This is a genomic window from Arthrobacter sp. P1_B11, from assembly GCF_056406715.1.
Genome location: NZ_JBFTZQ010000014.1, coordinates 84,819 through 105,363 on the forward strand (window position 1 = coordinate 84,819; position 20,545 = coordinate 105,363).

Here is a 20,545-nt window from a genome sequence, read left to right on the forward strand (position 1 = left end):
ACGATGTCAGAATTCCTGTGAATGCTTAGCGCCCTGCTTGGGCGAGGCACCCAATCCCCACGCGGCAAAGCACCAAAAAGGTTCAGCCCGCCGTCGGACTCGGTTGCCCGGCACCGGCAGGCCCCAATGACGTGGAGACAACAATGGAAACCCAGCCCATAACACCGGCGCGCAAGAAGATCATTCTTGACTGCGACCCTGGACATGACGACGCCGTGGCATTGCTGCTGGCTCACGGCAACCCGGATATCGAACTGCTCGCCGTCACCACCGTGGTGGGCAATCAGACCCTGGAAAAGGTCACCCGCAACGCACTCTCGATAGGCACGATTGCGGGCATCACCGGCGTTCCGTTCGCCGCAGGCTGCGACCGCCCCTTGGTCCGCACCATCGAAACCGCCCCCAGCATCCACGGCGAGACCGGCATGGACGGCCCCGACCAGCCCCAGTCCACCATCGACCTGGACCCGCGCCACGCCGTCGACCTGATCATCGAAACCGTGATGGCGCATGAGCCGGGCACGGTCACCCTGGTCCCCACCGCCGGACTGACCAACATCGCCATGGCGGTCCGGAAGGAACCGCGCATCGTGGAGCGCGTCAAGGAAGTTGTCCTCATGGGCGGCGGTTACCACGTGGGCAATTGGAGTGCCGTGGCTGAATTCAACATCATCATAGACCCCGAAGCCGCACACATCGTGTTCAACGAAAAGTGGCCGGTGGTGATGGTTGGCCTCGACCTCACGCACCAGGCGTTGGCCACCCCGGAGATTGTCGACCGGATCGCAGCCATCGGCACCAAGCCGGCCAGGTTCGTCATGGAACTGATGGAGTTCTTCACCAAGGCCTACAAGGACGCGCAGGGCTTCGACTACCCGCCCGTCCACGATCCGTGCGCAGTGGCCTACGTCATTGACCCCACCGTGATGTCCACCCGCAAGGTCCCGGTGGACATTGAGTTGCAGGGCAAGCTGACGCTCGGCATGACCGTCGCCGACTTCCGCGTGCCGGCCCCGGACGACTGCCACACGTCCGTTGCCGTGGACCTTGACCATAAGAAGTTCTGGGATCTCGTCACAGACGCGATCGTCCGGATCGGAGAGCCCGACGGCGGCGCTCCGGCCACCCTGGCAGGCGACGTCACCGCTTCAGGTGCCGTTACCGCAGGTGTCATTGCAGGAGGGGCCAAGTAAATGACCACCCTCATCTCCGACACCAAGTCCACCCGCGGCAACGTCACCGCGCTGGTGGTCGCATTGCTGGCCGCCTGCGTGGCCTTCCAGCTCAACGCCTCCATGCTCAGCCCGGCACTGGTCACGATGGGCAACGAGCTTCACACGGATCAGGCCGTCATCGGGCTGTCCCAAACCTGGTTCTTCACGGCCGCGGCCTTGTTCTCGCTCTTCCTGCCGCGCCTCAGTGACATCGTGGGGCGAAAGAAGATCCTTCTGGGCATGATGCTGCTGATGGCCGCGGGCTCGGTCATCGCCGCCCTCGCTCCCGACGTCACGTGGCTCTTCGTGGGCCGCATCATCCAGGGCGTCAGTGGCCCGACCGTCCCCCTTTGCCTCATCATGCTCCGCTCTGCGGTCAGCAACCCGCGTAAATACGGTGCCCTCATGGGCCTCATCACTGCGGTCAACGGCGGCGTTGCCGGCGTTGACTCGTTTGTTGGCGGCTACTTTGCCGAGCACTTCGGTTTCCGCAGCATTTTCTGGCTCATGGTTGTCCTGGCTGTTGCCGCGACGGTTCTGATTGCCGTCCTGGCCGGCGAGAGCAAGCCGGCTGCAGGCACCGCCATGGACTGGCTGGGCGTATTCTTCATCGTGATCGCGGTGGGAGCACTCCTGACTGCACTGAACGAAGGCTCCAAGCTCGCTGCGGCCTTCTCTGCGGGTACCTTGATACTCGCCATCGGCCTGGTCGTGGTGGCCGCCGTCGCGTTCTTCGCGTTCTGGATGGTGGAGAAACGTGCCAAGTCGCCCATGGTGGAAACTGCGCACCTTCGCCAGCGCTCAACCTGGGCACCGCTGCTCACCACCACGCTCACCATGACCGGAATTTTCGCCGTCATCAACGGCATCGTCCCGGCATACGTTCAGGCAGCCGACCCGGGCTTCGGCGTCGGCCCCACCGAAATGGCCCTGCTCATCCTCACGCCGTACGCCCTCCTGGGCTGGATCTTCGGTCCGATCAGCGGCCGTCTGGCTCCCGTCCTGGGCTACACGAAGGTCCTGCGCATCGGGCTGCTGGGCAGCCTCGCTGCCCTGGCGATCATCGCGTTCCTCGGCCTGAACAACCTGCCGATGATGATGCTGGGCACGGCTTTGCTGGGGATCATGTACGCCGGTACGGCCAACATCATGCTGAACGGGCTTGGCGTGGTTCTCTCGCCGCACGGCAATCCCGGCTTCCTGCCTGGCATGAACGCCGGCGCCTTCAACCTCGGCGCGGGGCTGAGCTTCCTGGTCCTCCCGGCAGTCCTGGTCGCGACATCGTCCGTGGGGGACGCGAGGGCGTCATACCTGACCGTTGTGGTCGTGGGCCTTGCCATCACCACGGCAGCCTTCGCCGCGTCCCTTCTGATCCCCAAGCCCGCCGACGCCGAGGTCACCGAATGAGCACACAAGCCAGCGGGCGCGCGGCGTCCAGGATCGTCGTCGTTGGTTCCCTCAACGCCGACCTCACCATCTACTGCGACCGTCTCCCCCAGCCGGGCGAGACGGTCCACGGGAACAGCTTCGCCGTTAATCCGGGCGGCAAAAGCGCCAACCAGGCGGTGGCTGCCAGCAAACTGGGCGGCCAGGTCAGCCTGGTGGGCGCCATTGGCGACGACCCGAACGGCGCCATGCTCCTTGAGTCGACGGCACGAGCCGGGGTGGACGTCTCGCGCGTCCGCCGCGCGGCCGATGCCGCCACCGGCGTCGCCGTCATCTCGGTCGATGCCGTCGGCGAGAACAGCATCATCATCTCGGCCGGCGCCAACGGCACCCTGACCTCGGCAGACGTCCAGGGCGCCGCGGACGTTTTCAACGACGCCGCAGTGGTCTGCCTCTGCCTGGAGGTCGGCCTCGACACTGTTGCGGCCGCCGCCCAGGCAGGTCACGACGCCGGCGCAACGGTTCTGCTGAACCTCTCTCCCTATGCCGAGGTACCGGGAGCTCTTGTCGGGTTGACCGATGTGTTGCTGGTGAATGCGCATGAGGCTTCCTTGTTCCTGGGGAAGGAGGCTATGCCCGGTTCCAACCTGGACGCGGCTGAATGGGAGCCGGTTCGCAAGCAGTTTGCTGACCGTGGCTCGCAGCGGGTACTGGTGACGCTGGGTGCCCACGGTTCCGTCGTGCTGGATTCCCTAGCCGCCTGCACACAACAAATCACGCTCATCCCGCCTACCAAGGTCGTAGCCGTTGACACCACCGGAGCCGGCGACGCTTTCACGGGCGCAGTAGCAGCGCGGCTGGCAGGCGGGGAATCATTGGCCGAGGCGGCCGCGTTTGCCTCCGTTGCTGCGGCCTTGGCCGCCACCAAGAAGGGCACCCAGGCCGCCTATCCGGACACCGCTGAGGTAGAGCTCCGGCGCGGCAGCCACGCCCGCAGGAGCTGATGCTCCGCCTCTGTACAAATGGCCTGGGCCGTGACTGGACCAGAGATCCCTACACCTCCGTTCGTCGGAGCAGCCGCTCCCTCTGCTCCGGGTCCAGGGCCGCAGCACACGCAGCAGCGGCCAGGCCGAACGCGCCGTCAATGACAGCCTTATCCGCACCCGCCGAAGCGCCGAAGGCGGCGAACTCTGCGGTGTGGTGTGCGGCGCCCCGCACGTCGTAGCCGATCATGGGGTGAATGCTCGGCACGAGCTGCGACACGTTTCCCATGTCCGTGGAGGCCACTGGCTGGGCGTTGAATGCAACTTCCCTGCCCTTGACCGTCATCGCCGCCCGGTAGGCCTCTGACAGGAACGCGTCCTGACGGAGTTCTGGGTAGTCGTTGCCCGTGGGTGTGACCTGAAGGGTGCTGCCGCTCGCATGGGCACCGGCTTCAAGGCAGCGCCTCACCTTGTCCTGGATCAGCCGCAGGTTGTCGATGCTGGCGGCCCGCATTTCAATGTTGGCCCGGGCCCGCTCTGGGATGACATTGACGGCGCTCCCGCCTTCCGTCACGATCAGCGAAACGATCGAACCATAAGGGAGTTGCTGCCGGGCCAGGGCAATGGCGGTCTGCGCGACTACGAGCGCATCGAGGGCATTGACGCCTTCCGAAGGAGCCGCGGCGGCATGGGCGGGACGACCCTCGAAAAGCACGTCCCACATGCACATGGCCAAGGACGAACCACCCACCACGTCCGTTGCCGCAGCGTGCGCCATCATGGCCAGCGATACGTCGCCAAAGAAGCCCTCGTCTATCAAGTCCACTTTGCCGCCGGTGGTCTCTTCCGCGGGCGTTCCGAGCACTTTGACGGTGAGGCCCAGTTCGTCGGCCACGGCCGTCAGCGCCAGCGCTGCCCCCACCGCGCTGGCCGCGTTCACGTTGTGCCCGCAGGCATGACCGATGGCGGGCAACGCGTCGTACTCAACGCAGAGTGCCACCACAAGCTCGCCGGATCCGAAACGCGCGCTGAATGCCGTGGGCTGCGCAGGCTGCGGGGCATCGAAGCTGAACCCGGCCATCCGCAGTACACGCCTCACGCGCTTGGCAGCACGGAATTCGTGGGCACCAAGCTCCGGATCCGCATGGATGGCGTGGCTCAGATCCAGGATCTCCGGCTTCCGGCGCTTCACGGCGGCCTCGAGGGCGGTTTCGATGTCGCCCCGGGATACGGGAACGACGGCGGCCCCTCGCCTGTCGCTGTTAAGTCCAGTGGTCATGACGCCACCCCGGCAGGCTGGCGCTTGGGGTAGCGTGCACTCGCGGCGGCGGCGATCAAAGCCGCCGCTGCCAGGGCACCCCAGATGGACAATAGTCCGGTTTCTGTGATGTGCCCGGACTCGGCCGAGGCTGAGGAGATCAGCTTGACCACCGCAGCCCCCACCGCGATGCCGACGGACAATGCCAACTCATTGAGCCCGGCCGCCGTCGAGGTCTCCCCCACAGGGACGCCTTCGACGGACAGCGCACGGGTTCCCGCCTGGTACATCCCCAGGCTCAGGTTGAACATGGCGAAGCCGACGCAGTAGCCCGGGAGCGATCCGTGGGCCACCACCATCACCAGGAAGCCACCGGCCAGCAGGACACCGGCGAAGACGAGGGTGGCGCGTTCGCCGAACTTCCTGAGCGCCTTGGCCGTCAGCAGTGAGGAAGCCAGGGAAAGAACCGAGGCCAATGCAAGGACAATCGCTATCGTCAGCGGGCTCAGGCCGAATCCGTAACCGGTCTTGTCCGGGTTGGAATGCAGGAAAATGCCGTTGGTACCGAAGTAGCTGATGGACGCGAAGCCGAAGAAAAATGTGGCGAGCGAGACGGTGCGGATCCGCGGATTCACCAGCATCCGCAGGTCCATAAACCTGCGGCCCTCGGTGGCGCTGAAGTCCCGCTTGGCCCAGTACGCCAGCAGGGCAATCCCTGCCACGCCGGCCGCCAGAGTCCTGGCGTCGAGCCAACCCCATTTAGGCGCCATCGAGAGCGCAACGACAAAACCAATCAGCCCGAGCGAGCAAGCCGCGAGCGGCGCCAGGGCGATGCCCTCACGCGTCGGGATCCCGGCGTCGGGCAGTACGAACGAGCACGCGAAGGCGACCACGGCGAACGGTACCGCCACCCAGAAGCCGAGCGTCGGGTCGGTGACACCGATGATGCCGCCGAACAGCCCGCCGGCTCCCACCATGATCATCAGCATGCCGATCATGACGCTCACGCCGGTACGCGTGTGGGCCGGGGCGCTGACCCGCAGGATTCCCATCATGAGTGGAATGAAGCCCACCACACAGGTGAGCATGACCACGCCCGCCGTCACAGTCCACAGCGACGGCCAGAGCGCCATTTGAAGCACGCCGACCGTCACAACACCGGTGGACCAGCGCAGCACCAGCCGGTATCCGTAGCTGTCGCCGAGCCTTGAAATGATCGGCGTGAGGACGGCAAAGCTGACATTGGAGATGAGGAAGATGCCGTTGATGGTGGGGTCGTCAATTTCGAAGACGGGTCCCAGTGCGGGCAGGATGGGATTCAGGTATCCCTGTGTGACCCCGCTGGGCGACTCAATGAGTGCCATTGCCAGGATCACTCCCGCAATGGTCCTGCGCGTTGTGACTGCCACCGCAGGAGGTGCTGTCTTGCTTGCCATATGATTCCTTGTGGTCCAGGGCGTATTCGCCAGTGGTGATGCGAGTCACAACGCTATGCCTCCCGTTTACACTGACTTTGAGATTGTTCGAAACCCACTTGAGGCCCAGCGAGGGTGAGGCGCTCATCGAGCGCCTGTGAGCCCAGCCGGCGTTCGGCACTGTCTCGCTGGTCACTGGCTCGCACGACCTCTTTGTGGACTGTTTTGCGTCCAGCCACGACGAACTGATGGACTTAGTCACCGGTTCGTTTCCGGGGTTGCCTGGCGTCACGCATCGCGAGGTTGTTTTCGTCACAAAGCTGTACCGGCAAGCATCAGAATGGCGCAGCGGGACGCTGGAACCTGCACGCGCCCGGCTCGTGTCGGCGGAACCACTGCCTGAGCAGCCCGCGTACTCTCCGGACCGGCTGGATGCGGCACTGTTGGAAGAGCTCGCCAATGACGGGCGGGCCAGTTGGGCGGAGCTGGGTGCCGCATGCGGCGTCTCGCCCCAAACAGCACGACGACGCGTGGAACGGTTCCTGGCCACAGGTTACATAGCGCTGCGCTGCGATACGTCGACGGCGGCCCAACAGGGACTGCGGGAAGTCACCTTGGTTCTGAACGTCCCCGCGCACCACGTTGACGACGTCGGCCGCTACTTCGCGGCACTCAGCAACTGCCGCCTCAGCGCTCAAGTTCTCGGCGCGCAGAATCTGCTGGTTACCCTGTGGGTCCGTGACTACCTGGAGGTCCAGGCCTACGAGCGCGAACTGGCCGATCGGGCTCCAGGAAGTGCAGTCATCTCCCGACAGGCCGTCGTGCGGACATTCAAGCGAATGGGCCACGTCCTGGATGAATCAGGCTGCAGCCGCAGCGTGGTGCCGCTGCCGCTGTGGACGGAAGGTCTTTAAGGCGGACCAACTCGAGTTGATTCCCCCGTCACTTGCTGCCGCCGCCCGGCGGACCGCTGAGCACGGTGGGGACGTACTCGAGCAGCTGGAGCCGGCCGTCGAAGGTCCGGCTGTCCACCATCTCGAGCGAAATGTCCGGATAGCCGTCGTAGATCCGCTCCCGCCCGGTGCGCCCCGTGATCACCGGGAAGACGACCACCCGGAACCTGTCCACGAGGCCAGCGGCCAGCATCGACCGGGAGAGGCTGAGGCTGCCGAGGGTGCTCAAGGGCCCGGCACCGGCCCGTTTCATCTCCGTCACGGCCTCCACCGCGTCACCGGTGACCAGCTTCGAGTTCGGCCACGTCAGGGGACCCTGCAAGGTGGAAGAGAAGACGACCTTCGGCACGGCGGCAAGGCCAGTCAAGGCGGTGCCCTCATCCTTGGAGAACCCGGAGCCCCCGGCCGCCGCCTCCTGTGACATGCCGGACATCAGCCGATATGTGTTCGCCCCGAGAAGGAAGGTGTAGTCCTTCTCCCCCTCCTGCTCGAGCCAAGCCAGGTATTCCGGCCCCTCCAGGCCCCACCAGCCGGGCCACCCCTCGGCCGAGGCATACCCATCCAGGGAAATGATCAGGTCGACCATCAGTTCCGCTGATGGCGCCTCCGCAGTTGTCTCGCCCATGGCCGGCTCCTCGATCTGATCGACGTCAATGTCCGCTGGGCCCCGGCCAGGACGGCCGGTTCCCGTCCGGGTCTAACCAAGCCAGGCCGAGTCCCTCACGGACACCACGCTGTCCAGGTGCGTCCTCGACGCGCCCGTGCCGGGTAATGCTATCCCTGCAGCGATCAGACGTTCAAGAGACCGCGTTGACCCAGGGAAGGTCCGTGGAGCGCCACGGACAGGCTGCCCACGCGATCCCCGCCCAAGAGCACCATCCTCGGGCGGAACTGACGAGTCAGGACTGCGGCTTCCGCAGGAACCGGGCCCGGACGGCGAAGGACCCCGCAGCACGAGTCAGCGATGCGGGGTCCTTCTAGGTCAATGCCTCTGCGAATGGGGGAACGCGGAGACACTGCAACCAAATTATCGTCAGCAGGCTTAGTTTCCAAATCGCGGGTGCCGCTCCCCCGGTTTGCCGTCGCAACGGACACCCCTACGGCGGTGTATTCGCCCAAGTTGTGCAACGCTGGTTGCATGGATCTGGAAGTGTCGCCCGCGCTTATGATTCCCGCGTCGGAACTGCGCTGGCGGTTCTCGCGTTCGTCCGGGCCAGGCGGTCAACATGTCAACACCTCGGACAGCCGCGTCGAGCTCTCGTGGGACGTCGGCAACTCTGTGGCGCTGTCTGACGACAAACGGCAGCTGCTGGTCACACGTCTCGGGCGACGACTCATCGCCGGCGTGATCACCGTGACCGCATCCGAGCAGCGCTCTCAGCTGCGCAATCGCGAGATCGCCCTGGCCAAGCTCTCAGACCTCGTGGCAGAGGGTCTTGCTCCAGGAGCGGCCCTCCGCCGGGCAACAAAACCCACCCGGGGCTCGAACCGTCGGCGCCTCGCTGCAAAGGAACAGCGTGCGGCGACGAAACGGCAACGACAGCGGCCGTCCGCCGAATAGCACCGTCCAGTTCACAATTTCGGCCACGGGGGCAGCGGGAGCGTGTTACCAGGAGCCCTAAGCCTTACGGGAACGCAAGCACCTTGACCGGCCACCGGCCTGAGTCCAATATTGAGTCACCGCACCTGAGGAGCCGAGCCGGCGGGCCCGCGGAGGTGATATGCGGACCGCCAATACGCACACACCTGCTTGTTGGCCAAGCTCTCCCCTGAGCTCTTCGATAGGAATCCCCAATGGCAATCGTTCAGGCAATTGAGTACGTCGGAGGCATCGCTGCTGCCGTCGATGAAACCGCAAAGAAGGTTGCTTCGGCCGCGCAAGAGGTTGAAAAGACATTGAAGGCGGTCTACGAGGCGGTCGACACCGATGACACGGTCGCGATACGCATGGCGAACTTGACGAACTACTCGTTCCTACTGACGAAAGAAGCGCACAAGCAAGGCAAATGGGCGGACGACCCAGGTCTCGGGCACAATGTCCTACCCCCTGCCCAGATTGACGCGTGGCAGCTGGCCGGATGTTTGACAAAGGATTCCGGCCTACTGACTGGCACAAAGGGAAAGCTCCACTACACAACTGAAGTCGGGGGCGACAAGCATTTCGGAGTTTTCCACTGGGACAACCCTGGGCCAGTCTCGCTCCAACGGAATGACGCGTGGGCTGTATCGGGCAAGCTGGATTTCGAGAACGGGAAGCTCGTCATCACCTGGCCTCCGACTTTGGACTCGGACGTCATTAAGGTGATGGCTTTTATCTCACCGGAGAACAAGGCGCGTGCCCTATACGTGATTGTTAGCACCGACCTATCGCCGGAGGCAGAAGAACATCTCACATCGAAGCTCCAATTGGTAAATTGAGCGCCGTGACTGGCCAGCCTGGTCTATGTCTGGGGACAGGGCTGGATTCCCTGCTTAACGTTGCTTAACGGTTTGGGCTTCAGCGCCGCCCGGACAGCGGGCAGCACCTCGGTCGCCAGCAGCCCGATGGAGCGCAGGGTCGCCGCCTGCGACAAGCCGCCCAGACCGACCTGCGCGAGGAAGCGAGTATGGCCCAGAATCTCGTGCTCCCAAAGGATCTTGTCGATGATTTCGGCCGGGCTGCCAGCGAATAGCGCGCCGCGCGGGCCCGCCCAGGCCTCGAAGCCTGCACGATCGAGCCGCCCCCTGCGCGGCATGTTCTGGCCGATGTATGACGAATAGTGCGGGAAGAACGTGTCCTTCGCTCCCTGCGAGGTCTCCTCGACGTAGAAGTGCGAGGTCACTCCGATCTGACCAGGCATCTGGCCTGCCTCTGCGGCGGAGCGCCGATACAGTTCGGCCAGGGGTGCGAACCGCTCCGGTCCGCCGAGGATCGCCAGGTACAACGGCAGCCCCAGCTTTCCGGCACGCACCGCCGAGGCAGGCGTCCCGCCGACCGCAGCCCAGATCGGCAGAGCTGCCTGGGCCGGTCGCGGCCAGATTCCTGCATCTTTCAGCGGCGGACGGGTGGTTCCGTTCCAGGTGACGGGGTTTTCGTCGCGGATCCGCAGCAGCAGCTCGAGCCGGTCCTCGAAGTACTCGTCGTAGCGCTCCAGCGGCTGGCCGAAGAGCGGGAAGGATTCCAGATAGGCGCCGCGTCCGGCGGTGATTTCGGCGCGTCCGGCGCTGATGAGATCGAGCGTCGCGAAGTCTTCGAAGACGCGGACGGGATCGGCGCTTGAGAGTACGGTGACTGTGCTGGTCAGGCGGATTCGCGTGGTCTGCGCGGCCGCTGCGGCCAGCAGGACCGGGGGCGAGGACACCGCGAAATCCTCCCGGTGGTGCTCGCCGACGCCGAAGACATCCAGCCCGGCCTCGTCGGCGACCCGCGCCCATTCAAGGATGTCGCGGGTGCGCGCACCGGCATCCATCGGCTTTCCCTCGGCGTTGCGGGTGAGCTCGCCGAAGGTGAAGATGCCGATCTCGAACGGGGTGGCGGCGCTCATGCTCGGGCCACCGCCTGGGGACCGACCTCGGCGGCGAGGAAGTCACGCACGTCGTCAAGCTCGGTTGCGTTGATGCCATGAGCCAGTCCCGGATAGACCCGCTCGATCAGCGAGGTGTGCTGTGGAAGGTACTCGCTGCTGCGCGTGATCGCCACGGGGGCGATGACCCTGTCTTCGGAGCCTCGGCCCCAGAACAGGCTCGGGCGAATGCCGCGCAGCGTCTCGTCGCCCGGCTGTGGTGCGCCCAGCACGAATCCGCCCAGCACGACGGGGGCCACCACCCGTTCGGGCCGCGCGCGCAGCAGCTGGCTTGCCATGAGCCCTCCCTGCGAGAACCCGATGGGCACGAGGCGGGTGCCGGGGTCCACGTTTGTCTCGACCCAGGCCCAGATGGCGTCGGTTGCTTTCTCCACCGGCCCGGACTCGGGGTTTCCGGGCGTGGTGATCGAGAACCATGCCGCCCCGCCGTTGCCGAGCTCAATCGGTGCCCGCAGGGATGCCCAGGGCAGGTTCAGCCCAAGCACCGGCGCCAGCGAGCCCAAATCGTGCTCGTTGGAGCCGAATCCATGCAGAAAGAGTGCGACCGCTTCGGGAACCGGATTGGTGGTCCAGCCGTGCGAGCGCACGTCGCGCAGTGTGGTGTTCATTCTGAGGATCAGCTCCTGGGGCTAAGGGGATCCGGAATCGGCGTGCGGCTCGGGCGCCGCCCGGATCCGCGGGAGGTATGGAACGAACGGCCATCACCGGCCACAGGCACGGTACCGGGCAGTTGACCGCCTTCAACGATACACCCGATTACTTGCAGCTTCAACTAAATGAATCGGATCGGACGGCTGTCCAGGTTGTCCGCAACCACGGGGTAAGCAGTCTGCCGGCATTGAGCCCCATGCCATGCGATTAGAGATAATCGCTGGCTCGCTCGCGGGCAATTTCCAGGAGCGTGGTGTGGAATGCGACCTCTGACGGGGCGTAGACCTTGTCTTGGCGTTGGGCCAGCAATACCCGTCGCAGGGGGGCGGCAGGACCGAGACTGAGCACCTTGACGTCAGGGTGCTGGAGGGCCACGGCAGTTTTGGGCACCATGGCCACGCCCATTCCAACGCTGACCATGGCCTGTGCCTCTTGGTAATCGTTGGCCAGGAAGCCAATGGTCGGCTCGAACCCGGCATCGTGGGCGGAACGTTGAAGGACCTCCACCACCGGGTGGGCCTCCGCGCGAACTATCCACGACTCCTTTCGCAGGTCCTCCATCTTCACCTCATCCCGGTCGGCGAGTGGGTGCCCGCGGGATACCAGGATTACAGTGCTTTCCTGGAAGACTTCTGTTACCCGGATGGAATCGTCTTGGAACCGATTCCAGGAATAGTCCCAGAGCAGGCACAGTCCGGTGACTCCTGCCTCGAGGTCCGACACAAGTTCGTCAAAGCGCGCGCTGCGCACCGAGAGTCCGATTGCCGGGTATCTCTTCTTAAAGGCGCGGATAACAACGGGCAGGAAAGACCCTGCCAACGTCGGAAACGTACCGACGGTCAAAGAGCCGCGTCTGAGACCGGCGATCTGGTCCAGGTCGGACTGTGCCGCCCGCATCTGCCCAACGATCTTGCGGGCGTGCCCAGCCAGCACCTGGCCAGCCTCGGTAGGCACAACCCCACGGGAGCGGCGGTTGAGCAGCGGCTGCCCCACCTCCTGTTCGAGTTTCCGCAGCTGCTGGGAAACTGCCGACGGGGTGTACATCATCAACTCAGCCGCAGCAGTAATCGATCCCTGCTCGACGACCTCCACCAGCAGGGCCAAACGACGGATGTCGAACAAATTGTGTCCTTCATCGTTAAGCAATGGTTCACCCTTCTGTTCGTTTAGTTCATTCTATGCAATCACGAGGAAATCTGCGTGACAGCGGGGACACATCTCGTCCAAGAAGGGCCGGAAAATGGAACTTTGGGCGTTGAATGCCAATGACTTAAGTATCTCTACATCCCCCCTCAAAAATTGAACATTGTCTTCATTTGTGATCCGGCTCATTCTTTTATCAGGCCCCTGACCAAAGCGCGGCACGGAGAGATGTAGGAAACACGATGAAGATAGAAGCTGAATGGATGCGCGGAGGCACCAGCAAGTGCTGGGTCTTCGAAACGGAGCACCTGGACGAAACCCGCACCAGCTTGGACGATCTGCTTCCCCGGCTGTTCGGAAGTCCCGACCCAAGACAGATTGACGGTGTCGGCGGAGCAACTTCGACAACCAGCAAAGCGATGATCCTTCGTCGACCGTCCGACAAGGATGTTGACGTCGAGTTCACCTTCGCTCAGGTCGGCATCGAAGAGGCGGCAGTGGACTGGGGGAGCAACTGCGGGAACTGCTCCGCGGTTGTCGGCCTTTACGCGATCGAAAAGGGATGGGTGATTCCCCACGGAGACGTCACCCGGATCGTCACCCGCAACACCAACACCGGCCAGATCATCGTCCAGCGGGTCGCCACTCCCGCAGGGGCCCTGCCCATCGTTCCGGAAGCTCAGATGCCCGGGGTTGCGTTTCCCGGCTACCGGGTCGGTCTCGGCTTCCAGGATCCAGCGGGCAAGACCACAGGAGAATTGCTGCCCACCGGTGCAGTGACAGACACGATAACCGCTGGTGGAACACGCTGGACTGTTTCAATGGTCGACGCCGGAGCGCCGGTTGTGATGGTCCGTGCTGAAGAGCTCGGCCTGGACCCCGCCCGGTACGACAGCTGGGTCGCCGGGGTGGAATTGCAGCTGGAAACTTTGGAGCATATCCGTCGACAGGCCGCCGTCCGGATGGGGCTGGTACAAACAACGGCAGAAGCTGCCCGAGCCATCCCCAAGCTCGCGATTGTCGCCTCCCCTACCCAGCCGGACGCGGACAGCGACGTCAACGTCATGATGCTCTCGATGGGCAAGCCCCACCCGGCGCTGGCCATCACCGGCAGCATCGCCTTGACCCTCGCCGCCGGCACCCCGGGCACCGTACTAAACAGCATCACGGGCGACACTCCGCGGCCCACGCTGAGACTACGCACTCCTGCAGGGGTGATCGAGACCTGGAGCGAGGAGCGCGACGGGACCCTGCTGGTCGGCGTCGACCGAACGGCCCGCACCATTGCCACCACCATCATCCACCTCCCGGAGGCTCTCGGCAGCGCTGCCGAAGCCTCACTAGCATCAGCCACTCAATGAGGAGCCACCGATCATGACTAAGACTATTTACCAGCCTGCTCCCGAGGCAGAGAGCAGAATCCGGGAAGACCGTCCCAAGCGCCCCAACCGTCGCCGCCGTATCCTGCTGATATCGGTAGCCGCGATCGCGATCCTCGGTCTGGTTGCCCTCGTGTTCGGGGGAGCCATTTTCAACCCCGCGGCCACCCCGGAATCGGAGTCGCCCATGACCGCTACCCAGATCATCCCGCTCGTCATACTTGTCGTGATGTTCGTCGTCGCCACGAAATGGCCACTGAACATCGGGGTGATGGGGCTGGTGGCGTCGTTCGGCGTCGGCTACTTCATGCTCGGAATGAGCGACAAGGAGATCCTTCAGGAATTCCCGGCCAGCATCGTTCTGACGATCATCGGCGTCACCTACTTCTTCAGCATGGCCCAGCGGAACGGGACCATCGACATCATCGTGCAGACCTGTGTGCGCCTCGTCAGGGGCAAGACACTGCTGCTCCCATGGGTGTTCTTTCTTATGGCTGCTGCGCTGACCTCTTTAGGCACCTTCTCCCCCGCCGCCGTCGCACTTCTCGCACCTGCAGCCATCGGCTTCGCCTACGAATCGCGCATCCACCCCGTACTCATGGGCGCGTTCATTATCAACGGAGCCCACGCGGGCGGGTTCTCCCCACTGTCCGTTGCCGGCGTGCTGGTACACGACATCGCGCTGAAAAACGGCTTCCCCATCTCCCAGGGCGGACTCTTTGCCGCCAGCTTCGCCCTCAATCTCATCCTTTCGGCCCTGACGGTCGTACTGTTTGCCCTCCTGGRCAAACTGCGCGACGGTGAAGGCACCCAGCATGTCGACGCTGACGCGCCCCGCACCACGCGTCCGCACGGCCAGCAAATCCTCACGCTGGTGCTGATCGCTGCGATGCTCGTCTGCACCCTGGGCTTCCACATGCCGATCGGCTTTGTCGCCCTCTCCGCCGGCCTYCTCCTGGCACTGATCAACATCAAAGAACACCGGACCTTCATCAGCGGCATCTCCTGGTCTACCGTCCTGCTGGTGGCCGGCATGATCACCTACGTCTCACTGCTCCAACACGTCGGCGTCATCGACACCCTCGCCCAACAAGCCCTCGCCCTGGGTGCGCCCCTGCTGATCGCTCTGGTCCTTTGCTACGTGATTGGCGTCGGCTCAGCCTTCGCCTCCTCCACGGCATTGCTGACCGCATTCATCCCCCTGGCCGGTCCCCTCTTGGCGTCCAGTTCGCTGAGCGCTTCGGGAACCGTCGCCGCGCTCGCAATCGCCGCGACAGTGGTGGATGTCTCTCCCTTCTCCACCGACGGTGCCCTCGTTGTCGCCAACGCCCGGGAGAACGACCGCCAACGCGTCTACAAGCAGCTGATGATGTACGCGGGTGGAGTGGTCCTGGTTGCCCCCGCGCTGGCATGGGCCCTGTTGGTTCCGACTGGAATCATGTGACCCGTGCACCAACTCAATTGATACCGCAGCGACCTCTCTTCCTAGGACACTTTCGCGTGCCATAGTCTGGGCACGCCAGCCTGCGGCCGAAGGCGGGAAGCACACGACGCTTAGAAGGGATCGACCATGCTGATCTGCGCAACCTGCGGTGTCGAACGCGACGAACCTGCCCCCGGGGTCTGCCCGATCTGCAGCGATGAGCGGCAGTATGTGCCCAAGGACGGACAAAAGTGGCTCACGCTGGACGGGCTGGCGCAGGAGGGCCAGCAGACATTGTTGAAGCAGAATGAGCCGGGACTTGTCGGGATCGAGACGGAGCCAAAAGTTGGGATCGGCCAGACCGCTCAGCTTGTGGTGACACAGGAGGGTTCGCTGCTGTGGGATCCGGTCGGATATGTCGATGACAACGCTGTGCAGGCAGCGCTCGAGCGCGGCCCGGTTCTGGCGATCGCCGCTAGCCATCCGCACATGTTCGGTGTGCAGGTCGAATGGTCGCATCGGCTCGGTGGCGTCCCTGTACTTGTGGCGGACGCAGACCGGCGATGGCTGGGGCGCAACGATCCGGTCATCGAATACTGGTCCGGCAGTCAAACCATCGCCGAAGGGTTGACACTGCACCAAACCGGAGGGCACTTCCCGGGCAGCGCGGTGGTGCACTGGGCTGCAGGAGCGGGCGGCAGAGGAGTTCTGCTGACCGGTGACAGCGTGTTTCCGAACCCAGACCGTCGCTCCATCGCATTCATGCGCAGCTACCCGAATCGCTTGCCGCTTTCCGGCGCAGTGGCGTTGCGAATCGCCGCGCAGCTGGAAGAGCTCAACTTCGACCGGATCTACGGCAACTTCAACAATGTAATCGCGTCGGTAGCCAAGGCCGTTCTGCACGATTCCGCCCAACGGCACGCTGCGTGGGCGCGAGGAGACTTCGACCATTTGACCTGAACCGTCCATTTCCCCTTGAGCGTTAGTTTGGGATCGAAGGCGGCGGAGGACTCAAATCTCTCGTGCGGCACAGCGATTGGATCCCGTCACACATCGCCAGCGAATTGGGCCGGCGGGTTTTTGGTTGTCGGCGCATTGGGTTCGATGTTCATGATTTCCTTACTTGCTGGTGTTTCCGCCAGCGGTGAGCACGGCTACCGTGATGAGGCTGCGATCAGTTCCGAGGACTGTCAGTCGTATGTTTCGACGCCGGTCAGGCGTTGTTCTTCGACATCAAGCCTGGTCTGAAGTCGCCGGGCGACGCTGTCATCGACCGTGCCAGCGAGGCGGAGCCCCAGAAGTGCTTCGCGTTTCCTGTCGAGTAGGGCTCGGCGGAGCGTGATTTCTTCCTGATGTGATTGCATCGTGGTCTCGGGAACGGAACCACCTTTCAGAGCCTGTATGACCGACAGATGGGATCGATATTCGTCCGCGACGCGGCCGTGGACTTCTGCGCTGGTCCTGAGTTCGTGGGCGACTTCGTCAACGGCGGGGACGGCGGCGGCAGCAATGGCCAGTTCGGCCAGGCGGAGTTCCTCCTCTTCAGGTTCATCGGGAAGCTTGGCCCAGCGGACTACGGCGGGCAGCAGAGGGCCTTGGACGAGCATGGTCAGCACTATGACGCCGGCGCTGATGAAGATGATGTCCTCGCGTCCAGAGAGCGGGGTGCCGTCATTAAGTGCCGATGGCACGGACAGCGCGATAGCGAGGGAAACCGCCCCGCGGAAGCCAGCAATGGAGCTCACGACCCGGGCCCGGTAGGTCGTCCGGCGCTGGCGTTGGGAGGGGCGCCTGTCCAGAATTCGGATGACGGCGACGCTCACGGTCTGGAACACGAACCGGATGATGATGAGAACCAGCCAAACGGCAACCGCGGTTAGCAGGAGCCGTCCCACGTCCTGGGGGTTGATTTCGTGCACGGCAGCCTGCAAGATGACCGAGTTGTCCAGCAGGATCATGAAGTAGCTGACGAGGATGATCGCCAGGATCGCTGCCGGGTGAGGAGCGGTTGCGCGTTCAGGTTTCATGCTTTCAATGCAACCGTGATTCCTTACGGGCCGGGAGTCACGGCCTTTCGGGTAACGCCAGCGCCTCCCTCGTCCCGCCGACCGCGCGTAGCGTGGACGCCATGACACACAGCGACGACGTGCGGAAATTCCTGACCTCCCGGCGTGCAAGGATCACGCCCGAGGAGGCCGGCCTGCCGGTCTATGGCGGCAACCGGCGCGTTACCGGGCTGCGCCGCGAGGAAGTCGCCATGCTCGCCGGGATGAGCATCGATTACTACATACGCCTTGAGCGGGGAAACCTCTCCGGCGCCTCGGACAGCGTCCTTGAAGCACTCGGGCGTGCCCTGAAGCTCGACGACGCCGAAACGGCCCACCTTTTGACCTTGCCCGCGCCGCCACCGCCTCCCCCCGGGTGCGGCGCAAGCGCAGCCCGCAGACGGTACGGCCGAGCGTGCAACGCGTCATCGATGCGATCACGACGGCGCCGGCCTGGGTCCGCAACGACCGCGGGGATGTACTCGCCGCCAACGAACTGGGCCGTGCCCYTTATCTGGACATGATGGCAGAGGGGCCCACTCCGCCGAACAGCGCTCGCTTCACCTTCCTGAATCCGAAAGCGCGGGAGTTCTTCGCCGATTGGGAACGCGCAGCGGACGACGTCGTCGCAGTCCTGCGCTCCACGGCCGGGAAAAACCCGTACGACAAGGACCTCACGGACCTGATCGGTGAACTCTCAACCCGCAGCGAGGAGTTCCGCACCCGGTAGGCCCGTCACGACGTGAAGTACCACCGAGCTGGCCGCAAACGGCTCCACCACCCGATTGTTGGCGACTTGGACTTGAGCTTCGAAGCGCTTGAACTGCCCGCAGACCCGGGACTGCGCATCAACGTCTACACAGCAGATCCCGGGACACCATCCGAGGACGCGTTGAAAGTCCTCGCCAGTTGGGCCGTTACCCAGCGGAACACCGCAGAGGCCGCAGTCATGGACAAGAAATAGACGAGACCGTGCCTCCGCTGTCCTGGTCGTCGGAGCCACCGGCAGCATCGGCCGCTACGCTGTGGCCGAAGCACGGTAGCAGGGATAGGCGGTCCGGCACTCGTAGGTGACCAGGCCGCAGTCCGCATTCTTCCCGAAGGGGTGGACTTGGTGATCGGCGACCTGACCCGTCCGCGAGCGTGAACACTTGAGCGCCCGACAGCTTCGACGGGTCCGGGCTGCCGACGGATGCCTGTTCACAAGCATGCAAGTACTAGGAGCCACGGCACCGGCCTTGCACAACAGGTGAAGGCCGGTGTTCCGCAGAATCCGCCGAGAGGTCAAGGAGCCAGCGCCTCCTCCCTGGTCAAGGCTGTAAGTGTCCAACGCAGGTGTGCAGTGGTCTCCTCCGAATCGAGTTCCCTCAGCAGGAAAGCCTCGGACGGACTGCGTCCGCACGGCTGCTCGGCGGTTTCCGGCGGCTGGCCCTGAACTTACGTAAAGCTGGACCGTGATTATTGTCGTAGAGTCACACATCGCCGGAATTAAGGCGGCGTAGTCTTTCATAGGCAGCGTTATTTTCCGGAAGGAAGCCCACTAGTACCATGGGGCCTCCCCGGCGCGTTCCCGTCCGGCGCCATAGGCTGCAGGATGGCAATAAAACCCGCCGAACCGGTGAGCCCCCGGCCATTCCGGTACGAGGCCCTCACCAAGAAAGTCAGGCACAGTGACGTCCGTGGCCCTCAACGCCGACAAAAACCACAACAAGACAGCGCTGGTTGTAGGTGCAAGCGGCATCGCCGGTTCAGCAATCGTCGAAAAACTGGGTGAAAACGATGGCTGGACCGTCCTTACGTTGTCCCGGAACCCCGTTTCCGGTGGGCAGCCTAGACACGTATCCGCCGATCTCCTATCCACAGACAGCCTCGCCCAGGCACTCAGCGATGAGAAACCAACGCACATCTTCTTCACCGCCTGGTCCAGGCAGAGTACCGAGCAAGAGAATATCCGCGTCAATGCGGCCATGCTCCGAGACCTTCTCGCTGCCCTGGAGCACGCCCCGGTCGAACACGTGGCTCTGATGACTGGTCTGAAGCACTACCTGGGCCCGTTTGAGACCTACGGAGCGGGCCCGATTCCGGAGACCCCCTTTCGTGAAGAAGCACCACGGCTCCCGGCCCCGAACTTCTACTACGCGCAAGAAGACGAGCTGTGGGCGGCAGCAGAAAGGCAGGGATTCCGTTGGTCCGTGCACCGATCACACACCGTAATCGGCCACGCCGTCGGCAACGCAATGAATATGGGACTGACTTTGGCGGCACAAGCTTCCATCTGCAAAGAGCTGGGCCGCCCCTTCGTGTTTCCAGGCTCCGAGACTCAATGGAACAGCCTCACGGACATGACCGACGCTGACCTCCTTGCCGAGCACATGATATGGGCAGCCACCACCGATGAAGCACACAATCAGGCCTACAACGTGGTCAACGGCGACGTCTTCCGATGGCGCTGGATGTGGCCGCAAATAGCTGCCTATTTTGGCGTCGAAGCAGAAGGTTTTGAGGGCTCCCCGCGTCCGCTGGAGGAACAGATGCAAGGCATGGAATCCGTGTGGTCCCAGATTGCCGCCAATCATGGCCTGGCGGAGGCAGACTTATCAAAGATTGCATCGTGGTGGCACACGGACGCCGATCTTGGACGCCACCTCGAGGTGCTCGCGGACATGGGCAAAAGCCGCGTGGCTGGTTTCACCGGATACCGGAGGACGGATGACTCCTTCCGCCAGCTGTTTGACCGCTACCGCAGCGAAAAAATCATCCCCTGACCGCCCCCATGAGACCACCGGGTCGCTGACCCTTCTCACACGTGTGGTTGGCCACCGATAGCCAGCAATTCCGGACTGGTGCTTCCGCTGTCAGCGGGTCAGCGCGTTTTTCTGGCGGGAGTTGATCGTTGACATCTGTCCGCAGTTCGAGCGGGTGATGCGGTAGGACCTGGACGTGGTGAAGAGGGGTATGAAGAACAGCGTGAATTTGGTGGCGCGTTCTTCGAGGTGGTGGTGGACGGAGAGCCCGCAGGACTGGCAGGTGGCAACCCGGCCCGGCAAGGAGCGCAGGACGGTTTTGAGACCAAAGAGCAGAAGCATTGTTTGTACCTTTCAAAAACGTCATAGTGACCGCTCATGCGGTGGT

At 63.7% G+C, this 20,545-nt stretch carries 18 protein-coding genes and 1 pseudogene; 11 read left to right on the forward strand and 8 right to left on the reverse strand.

The features are described from left to right. Positions 1 to 143 precede the first annotated feature (143 nt). The 3 genes from uriH to AC1D14_RS13095 are packed head-to-tail and all read left to right on the forward strand — an operon-like array spanning position 144 to position 3,604. Complete coding sequence (gene uriH / locus AC1D14_RS13085; protein ID WP_230117297.1) at positions 144 to 1,193, forward strand: uridine-preferring nucleoside hydrolase UriH; 1,050 nt, start codon at positions 144 to 146, stop codon at positions 1,191 to 1,193. Beyond that, the gene (uriT, locus tag AC1D14_RS13090) at positions 1,194 to 2,621 is read left to right on the forward strand and encodes a uridine transporter UriT (RefSeq protein WP_476968612.1); all 1,428 of its coding nucleotides are present in this window, start codon (positions 1,194 to 1,196) and stop codon (positions 2,619 to 2,621) included. After that, entirely contained in the window at positions 2,618 to 3,604 is a 987-nt protein-coding gene (locus AC1D14_RS13095; protein ID WP_476968613.1) for a ribokinase, read from the forward strand. The genes uriT and AC1D14_RS13095 overlap by 4 nt, the downstream gene beginning before the upstream one ends. Before the next feature lie 49 nt (positions 3,605 to 3,653). Here the strand turns inward: AC1D14_RS13095 and AC1D14_RS13100 are convergent, their stop codons facing one another. Both AC1D14_RS13100 and AC1D14_RS13105 read right to left on the reverse strand, forming a co-directional pair. Then, complete coding sequence (locus AC1D14_RS13100; RefSeq protein ID WP_476968614.1) at positions 3,654 to 4,862, reverse strand: M20 family metallopeptidase; 1,209 nt, start codon at positions 4,860 to 4,862, stop codon at positions 3,654 to 3,656. Further along, positions 4,859 to 6,277, reverse strand: coding sequence for an MFS transporter (locus AC1D14_RS13105; protein WP_476968615.1), 1,419 nt, complete (start codon positions 6,275 to 6,277; stop codon positions 4,859 to 4,861). The genes AC1D14_RS13100 and AC1D14_RS13105 overlap by 4 nt, the downstream gene beginning before the upstream one ends. A 227-nt stretch (positions 6,278 to 6,504) precedes the next feature. Here AC1D14_RS13105 and AC1D14_RS13110 point away from each other — a divergent pair, with 227 nt between their 5' ends. After that, a complete protein-coding gene (locus AC1D14_RS13110; protein ID WP_476968616.1) occupies positions 6,505 to 7,170 on the forward strand; it encodes an Lrp/AsnC family transcriptional regulator in 666 nt (221 codons plus the stop codon). A gap of 28 nt (positions 7,171 to 7,198) precedes the next feature. On the opposite strand, the gene AC1D14_RS13115 is transcribed toward AC1D14_RS13110, so the two are convergent. After that, complete coding sequence (locus AC1D14_RS13115) at positions 7,199 to 7,834, reverse strand: dihydrofolate reductase family protein (protein ID WP_230117303.1); 636 nt, start codon at positions 7,832 to 7,834, stop codon at positions 7,199 to 7,201. Between the two features lie 513 nt (positions 7,835 to 8,347). On the opposite strand from AC1D14_RS13115, the gene arfB reads away from it, so the two are divergent. Further along, positions 8,348 to 8,770 (forward strand): alternative ribosome rescue aminoacyl-tRNA hydrolase ArfB, encoded by a 423-nt coding sequence (gene arfB / locus AC1D14_RS13120; RefSeq protein ID WP_476877047.1) that lies wholly within the window; start codon positions 8,348 to 8,350, stop codon positions 8,768 to 8,770. A 233-nt stretch (positions 8,771 to 9,003) separates the two neighbouring features. Then, entirely contained in the window at positions 9,004 to 9,627 is a 624-nt protein-coding gene (locus tag AC1D14_RS13125) for a hypothetical protein (protein WP_476968617.1), read from the forward strand. Positions 9,628 to 9,650: 23 nt separating this feature from the next. Here the strand turns inward: AC1D14_RS13125 and AC1D14_RS13130 are convergent, their stop codons facing one another. The 3 genes from AC1D14_RS13130 to AC1D14_RS13140 form a co-directional block, all read right to left on the reverse strand. Further along, positions 9,651 to 10,733, reverse strand: a complete 1,083-nt coding sequence (locus AC1D14_RS13130; RefSeq protein ID WP_230117305.1) for an LLM class flavin-dependent oxidoreductase — start codon at positions 10,731 to 10,733, stop codon at positions 9,651 to 9,653. Beyond that, complete coding sequence (locus AC1D14_RS13135; RefSeq protein ID WP_230117306.1) at positions 10,730 to 11,380, reverse strand: alpha/beta hydrolase; 651 nt, start codon at positions 11,378 to 11,380, stop codon at positions 10,730 to 10,732. Before AC1D14_RS13135 ends, AC1D14_RS13130 begins: the two co-directional genes overlap by 4 nt. Positions 11,381 to 11,630: 250 nt before the next feature. Beyond that, the gene (locus AC1D14_RS13140) at positions 11,631 to 12,569 is read right to left on the reverse strand and encodes a LysR family transcriptional regulator (RefSeq protein WP_230117307.1); all 939 of its coding nucleotides are present in this window, start codon (positions 12,567 to 12,569) and stop codon (positions 11,631 to 11,633) included. Positions 12,570 to 12,808: 239 nt separating this feature from the next. Between AC1D14_RS13140 and AC1D14_RS13145 the strand changes: the two genes are divergently transcribed. The 3 genes from AC1D14_RS13145 (at position 12,809) to AC1D14_RS13155 (ending at position 16,328) form a co-directional block, all read left to right on the forward strand. After that, positions 12,809 to 13,927 carry a PrpF domain-containing protein gene (locus AC1D14_RS13145; protein ID WP_230117308.1) on the forward strand — a complete coding sequence of 373 codons (1,119 nt, stop codon included), beginning with the start codon at positions 12,809 to 12,811 and terminating at the stop codon, positions 13,925 to 13,927. Positions 13,928 to 13,940: 13 nt separating this feature from the next. Then, positions 13,941 to 15,389, forward strand: a complete 1,449-nt coding sequence (locus tag AC1D14_RS13150) for an SLC13 family permease (protein ID WP_476968618.1) — start codon at positions 13,941 to 13,943, stop codon at positions 15,387 to 15,389. Between the two features lie 126 nt (positions 15,390 to 15,515). Next, positions 15,516 to 16,328, forward strand: a complete 813-nt coding sequence (locus tag AC1D14_RS13155; protein ID WP_476968619.1) for an MBL fold metallo-hydrolase — start codon at positions 15,516 to 15,518, stop codon at positions 16,326 to 16,328. A gap of 230 nt (positions 16,329 to 16,558) precedes the next feature. Here AC1D14_RS13155 and AC1D14_RS13160 read toward each other — a convergent pair whose 3' ends face one another. Next, entirely contained in the window at positions 16,559 to 17,395 is an 837-nt protein-coding gene (locus tag AC1D14_RS13160; protein ID WP_230117311.1) for a cation:proton antiporter domain-containing protein, read from the reverse strand. Positions 17,396 to 17,496: 101 nt separating this feature from the next. Between AC1D14_RS13160 and AC1D14_RS13165 the strand changes: the two are divergent. Then, a pseudogene (locus AC1D14_RS13165) lies at positions 17,497 to 18,377 on the forward strand (helix-turn-helix transcriptional regulator). Between the two features lie 706 nt (positions 18,378 to 19,083). Beyond that, positions 19,084 to 20,178 carry an SDR family oxidoreductase gene (locus tag AC1D14_RS13170; protein ID WP_230117312.1) on the forward strand — a complete coding sequence of 365 codons (1,095 nt, stop codon included), beginning with the start codon at positions 19,084 to 19,086 and terminating at the stop codon, positions 20,176 to 20,178. A 90-nt stretch (positions 20,179 to 20,268) separates the two neighbouring features. Here AC1D14_RS13170 and AC1D14_RS13175 read toward each other — a convergent pair whose 3' ends face one another. After that, on the reverse strand, positions 20,269 to 20,499 hold the full coding sequence (locus AC1D14_RS13175; protein WP_476968620.1) for a zinc-ribbon domain-containing protein: 231 nt from the start codon (positions 20,497 to 20,499) through the stop codon (positions 20,269 to 20,271). Positions 20,500 to 20,545 lie beyond the last annotated feature (46 nt).

Coding starts and splice junctions, on each gene's coding strand:
- uriH (WP_230117297.1), top strand. CDS start 144: ATGGAAACCCAGCCCATAACACCGGCGCGCAAGAAGATCATTCTTGAC.
- uriT (WP_476968612.1), top strand. CDS start 1,194: ATGACCACCCTCATCTCCGACACCAAGTCCACCCGCGGCAACGTCACC.
- AC1D14_RS13095 (WP_476968613.1), top strand. CDS start 2,618: ATGAGCACACAAGCCAGCGGGCGCGCGGCGTCCAGGATCGTCGTCGTT.
- AC1D14_RS13100 (WP_476968614.1), bottom strand. CDS start 4,862: ATGACCACTGGACTTAACAGCGACAGGCGAGGGGCCGCCGTCGTTCCC.
- AC1D14_RS13105 (WP_476968615.1), bottom strand. CDS start 6,277: ATGGCAAGCAAGACAGCACCTCCTGCGGTGGCAGTCACAACGCGCAGG.
- AC1D14_RS13110 (WP_476968616.1), top strand. CDS start 6,505: ATGGACTTAGTCACCGGTTCGTTTCCGGGGTTGCCTGGCGTCACGCAT.
- AC1D14_RS13115 (WP_230117303.1), bottom strand. CDS start 7,834: ATGGGCGAGACAACTGCGGAGGCGCCATCAGCGGAACTGATGGTCGAC.
- arfB (WP_476877047.1), top strand. CDS start 8,348: ATGGATCTGGAAGTGTCGCCCGCGCTTATGATTCCCGCGTCGGAACTG.
- AC1D14_RS13125 (WP_476968617.1), top strand. CDS start 9,004: ATGGCAATCGTTCAGGCAATTGAGTACGTCGGAGGCATCGCTGCTGCC.
- AC1D14_RS13130 (WP_230117305.1), bottom strand. CDS start 10,733: ATGAGCGCCGCCACCCCGTTCGAGATCGGCATCTTCACCTTCGGCGAG.
- AC1D14_RS13135 (WP_230117306.1), bottom strand. CDS start 11,380: ATGAACACCACACTGCGCGACGTGCGCTCGCACGGCTGGACCACCAAT.
- AC1D14_RS13145 (WP_230117308.1), top strand. CDS start 12,809: ATGAAGATAGAAGCTGAATGGATGCGCGGAGGCACCAGCAAGTGCTGG.
- AC1D14_RS13155 (WP_476968619.1), top strand. CDS start 15,516: ATGCTGATCTGCGCAACCTGCGGTGTCGAACGCGACGAACCTGCCCCC.
- AC1D14_RS13160 (WP_230117311.1), bottom strand. CDS start 17,395: ATGAAACCTGAACGCGCAACCGCTCCTCACCCGGCAGCGATCCTGGCG.
- AC1D14_RS13175 (WP_476968620.1), bottom strand. CDS start 20,499: ATGCTTCTGCTCTTTGGTCTCAAAACCGTCCTGCGCTCCTTGCCGGGC.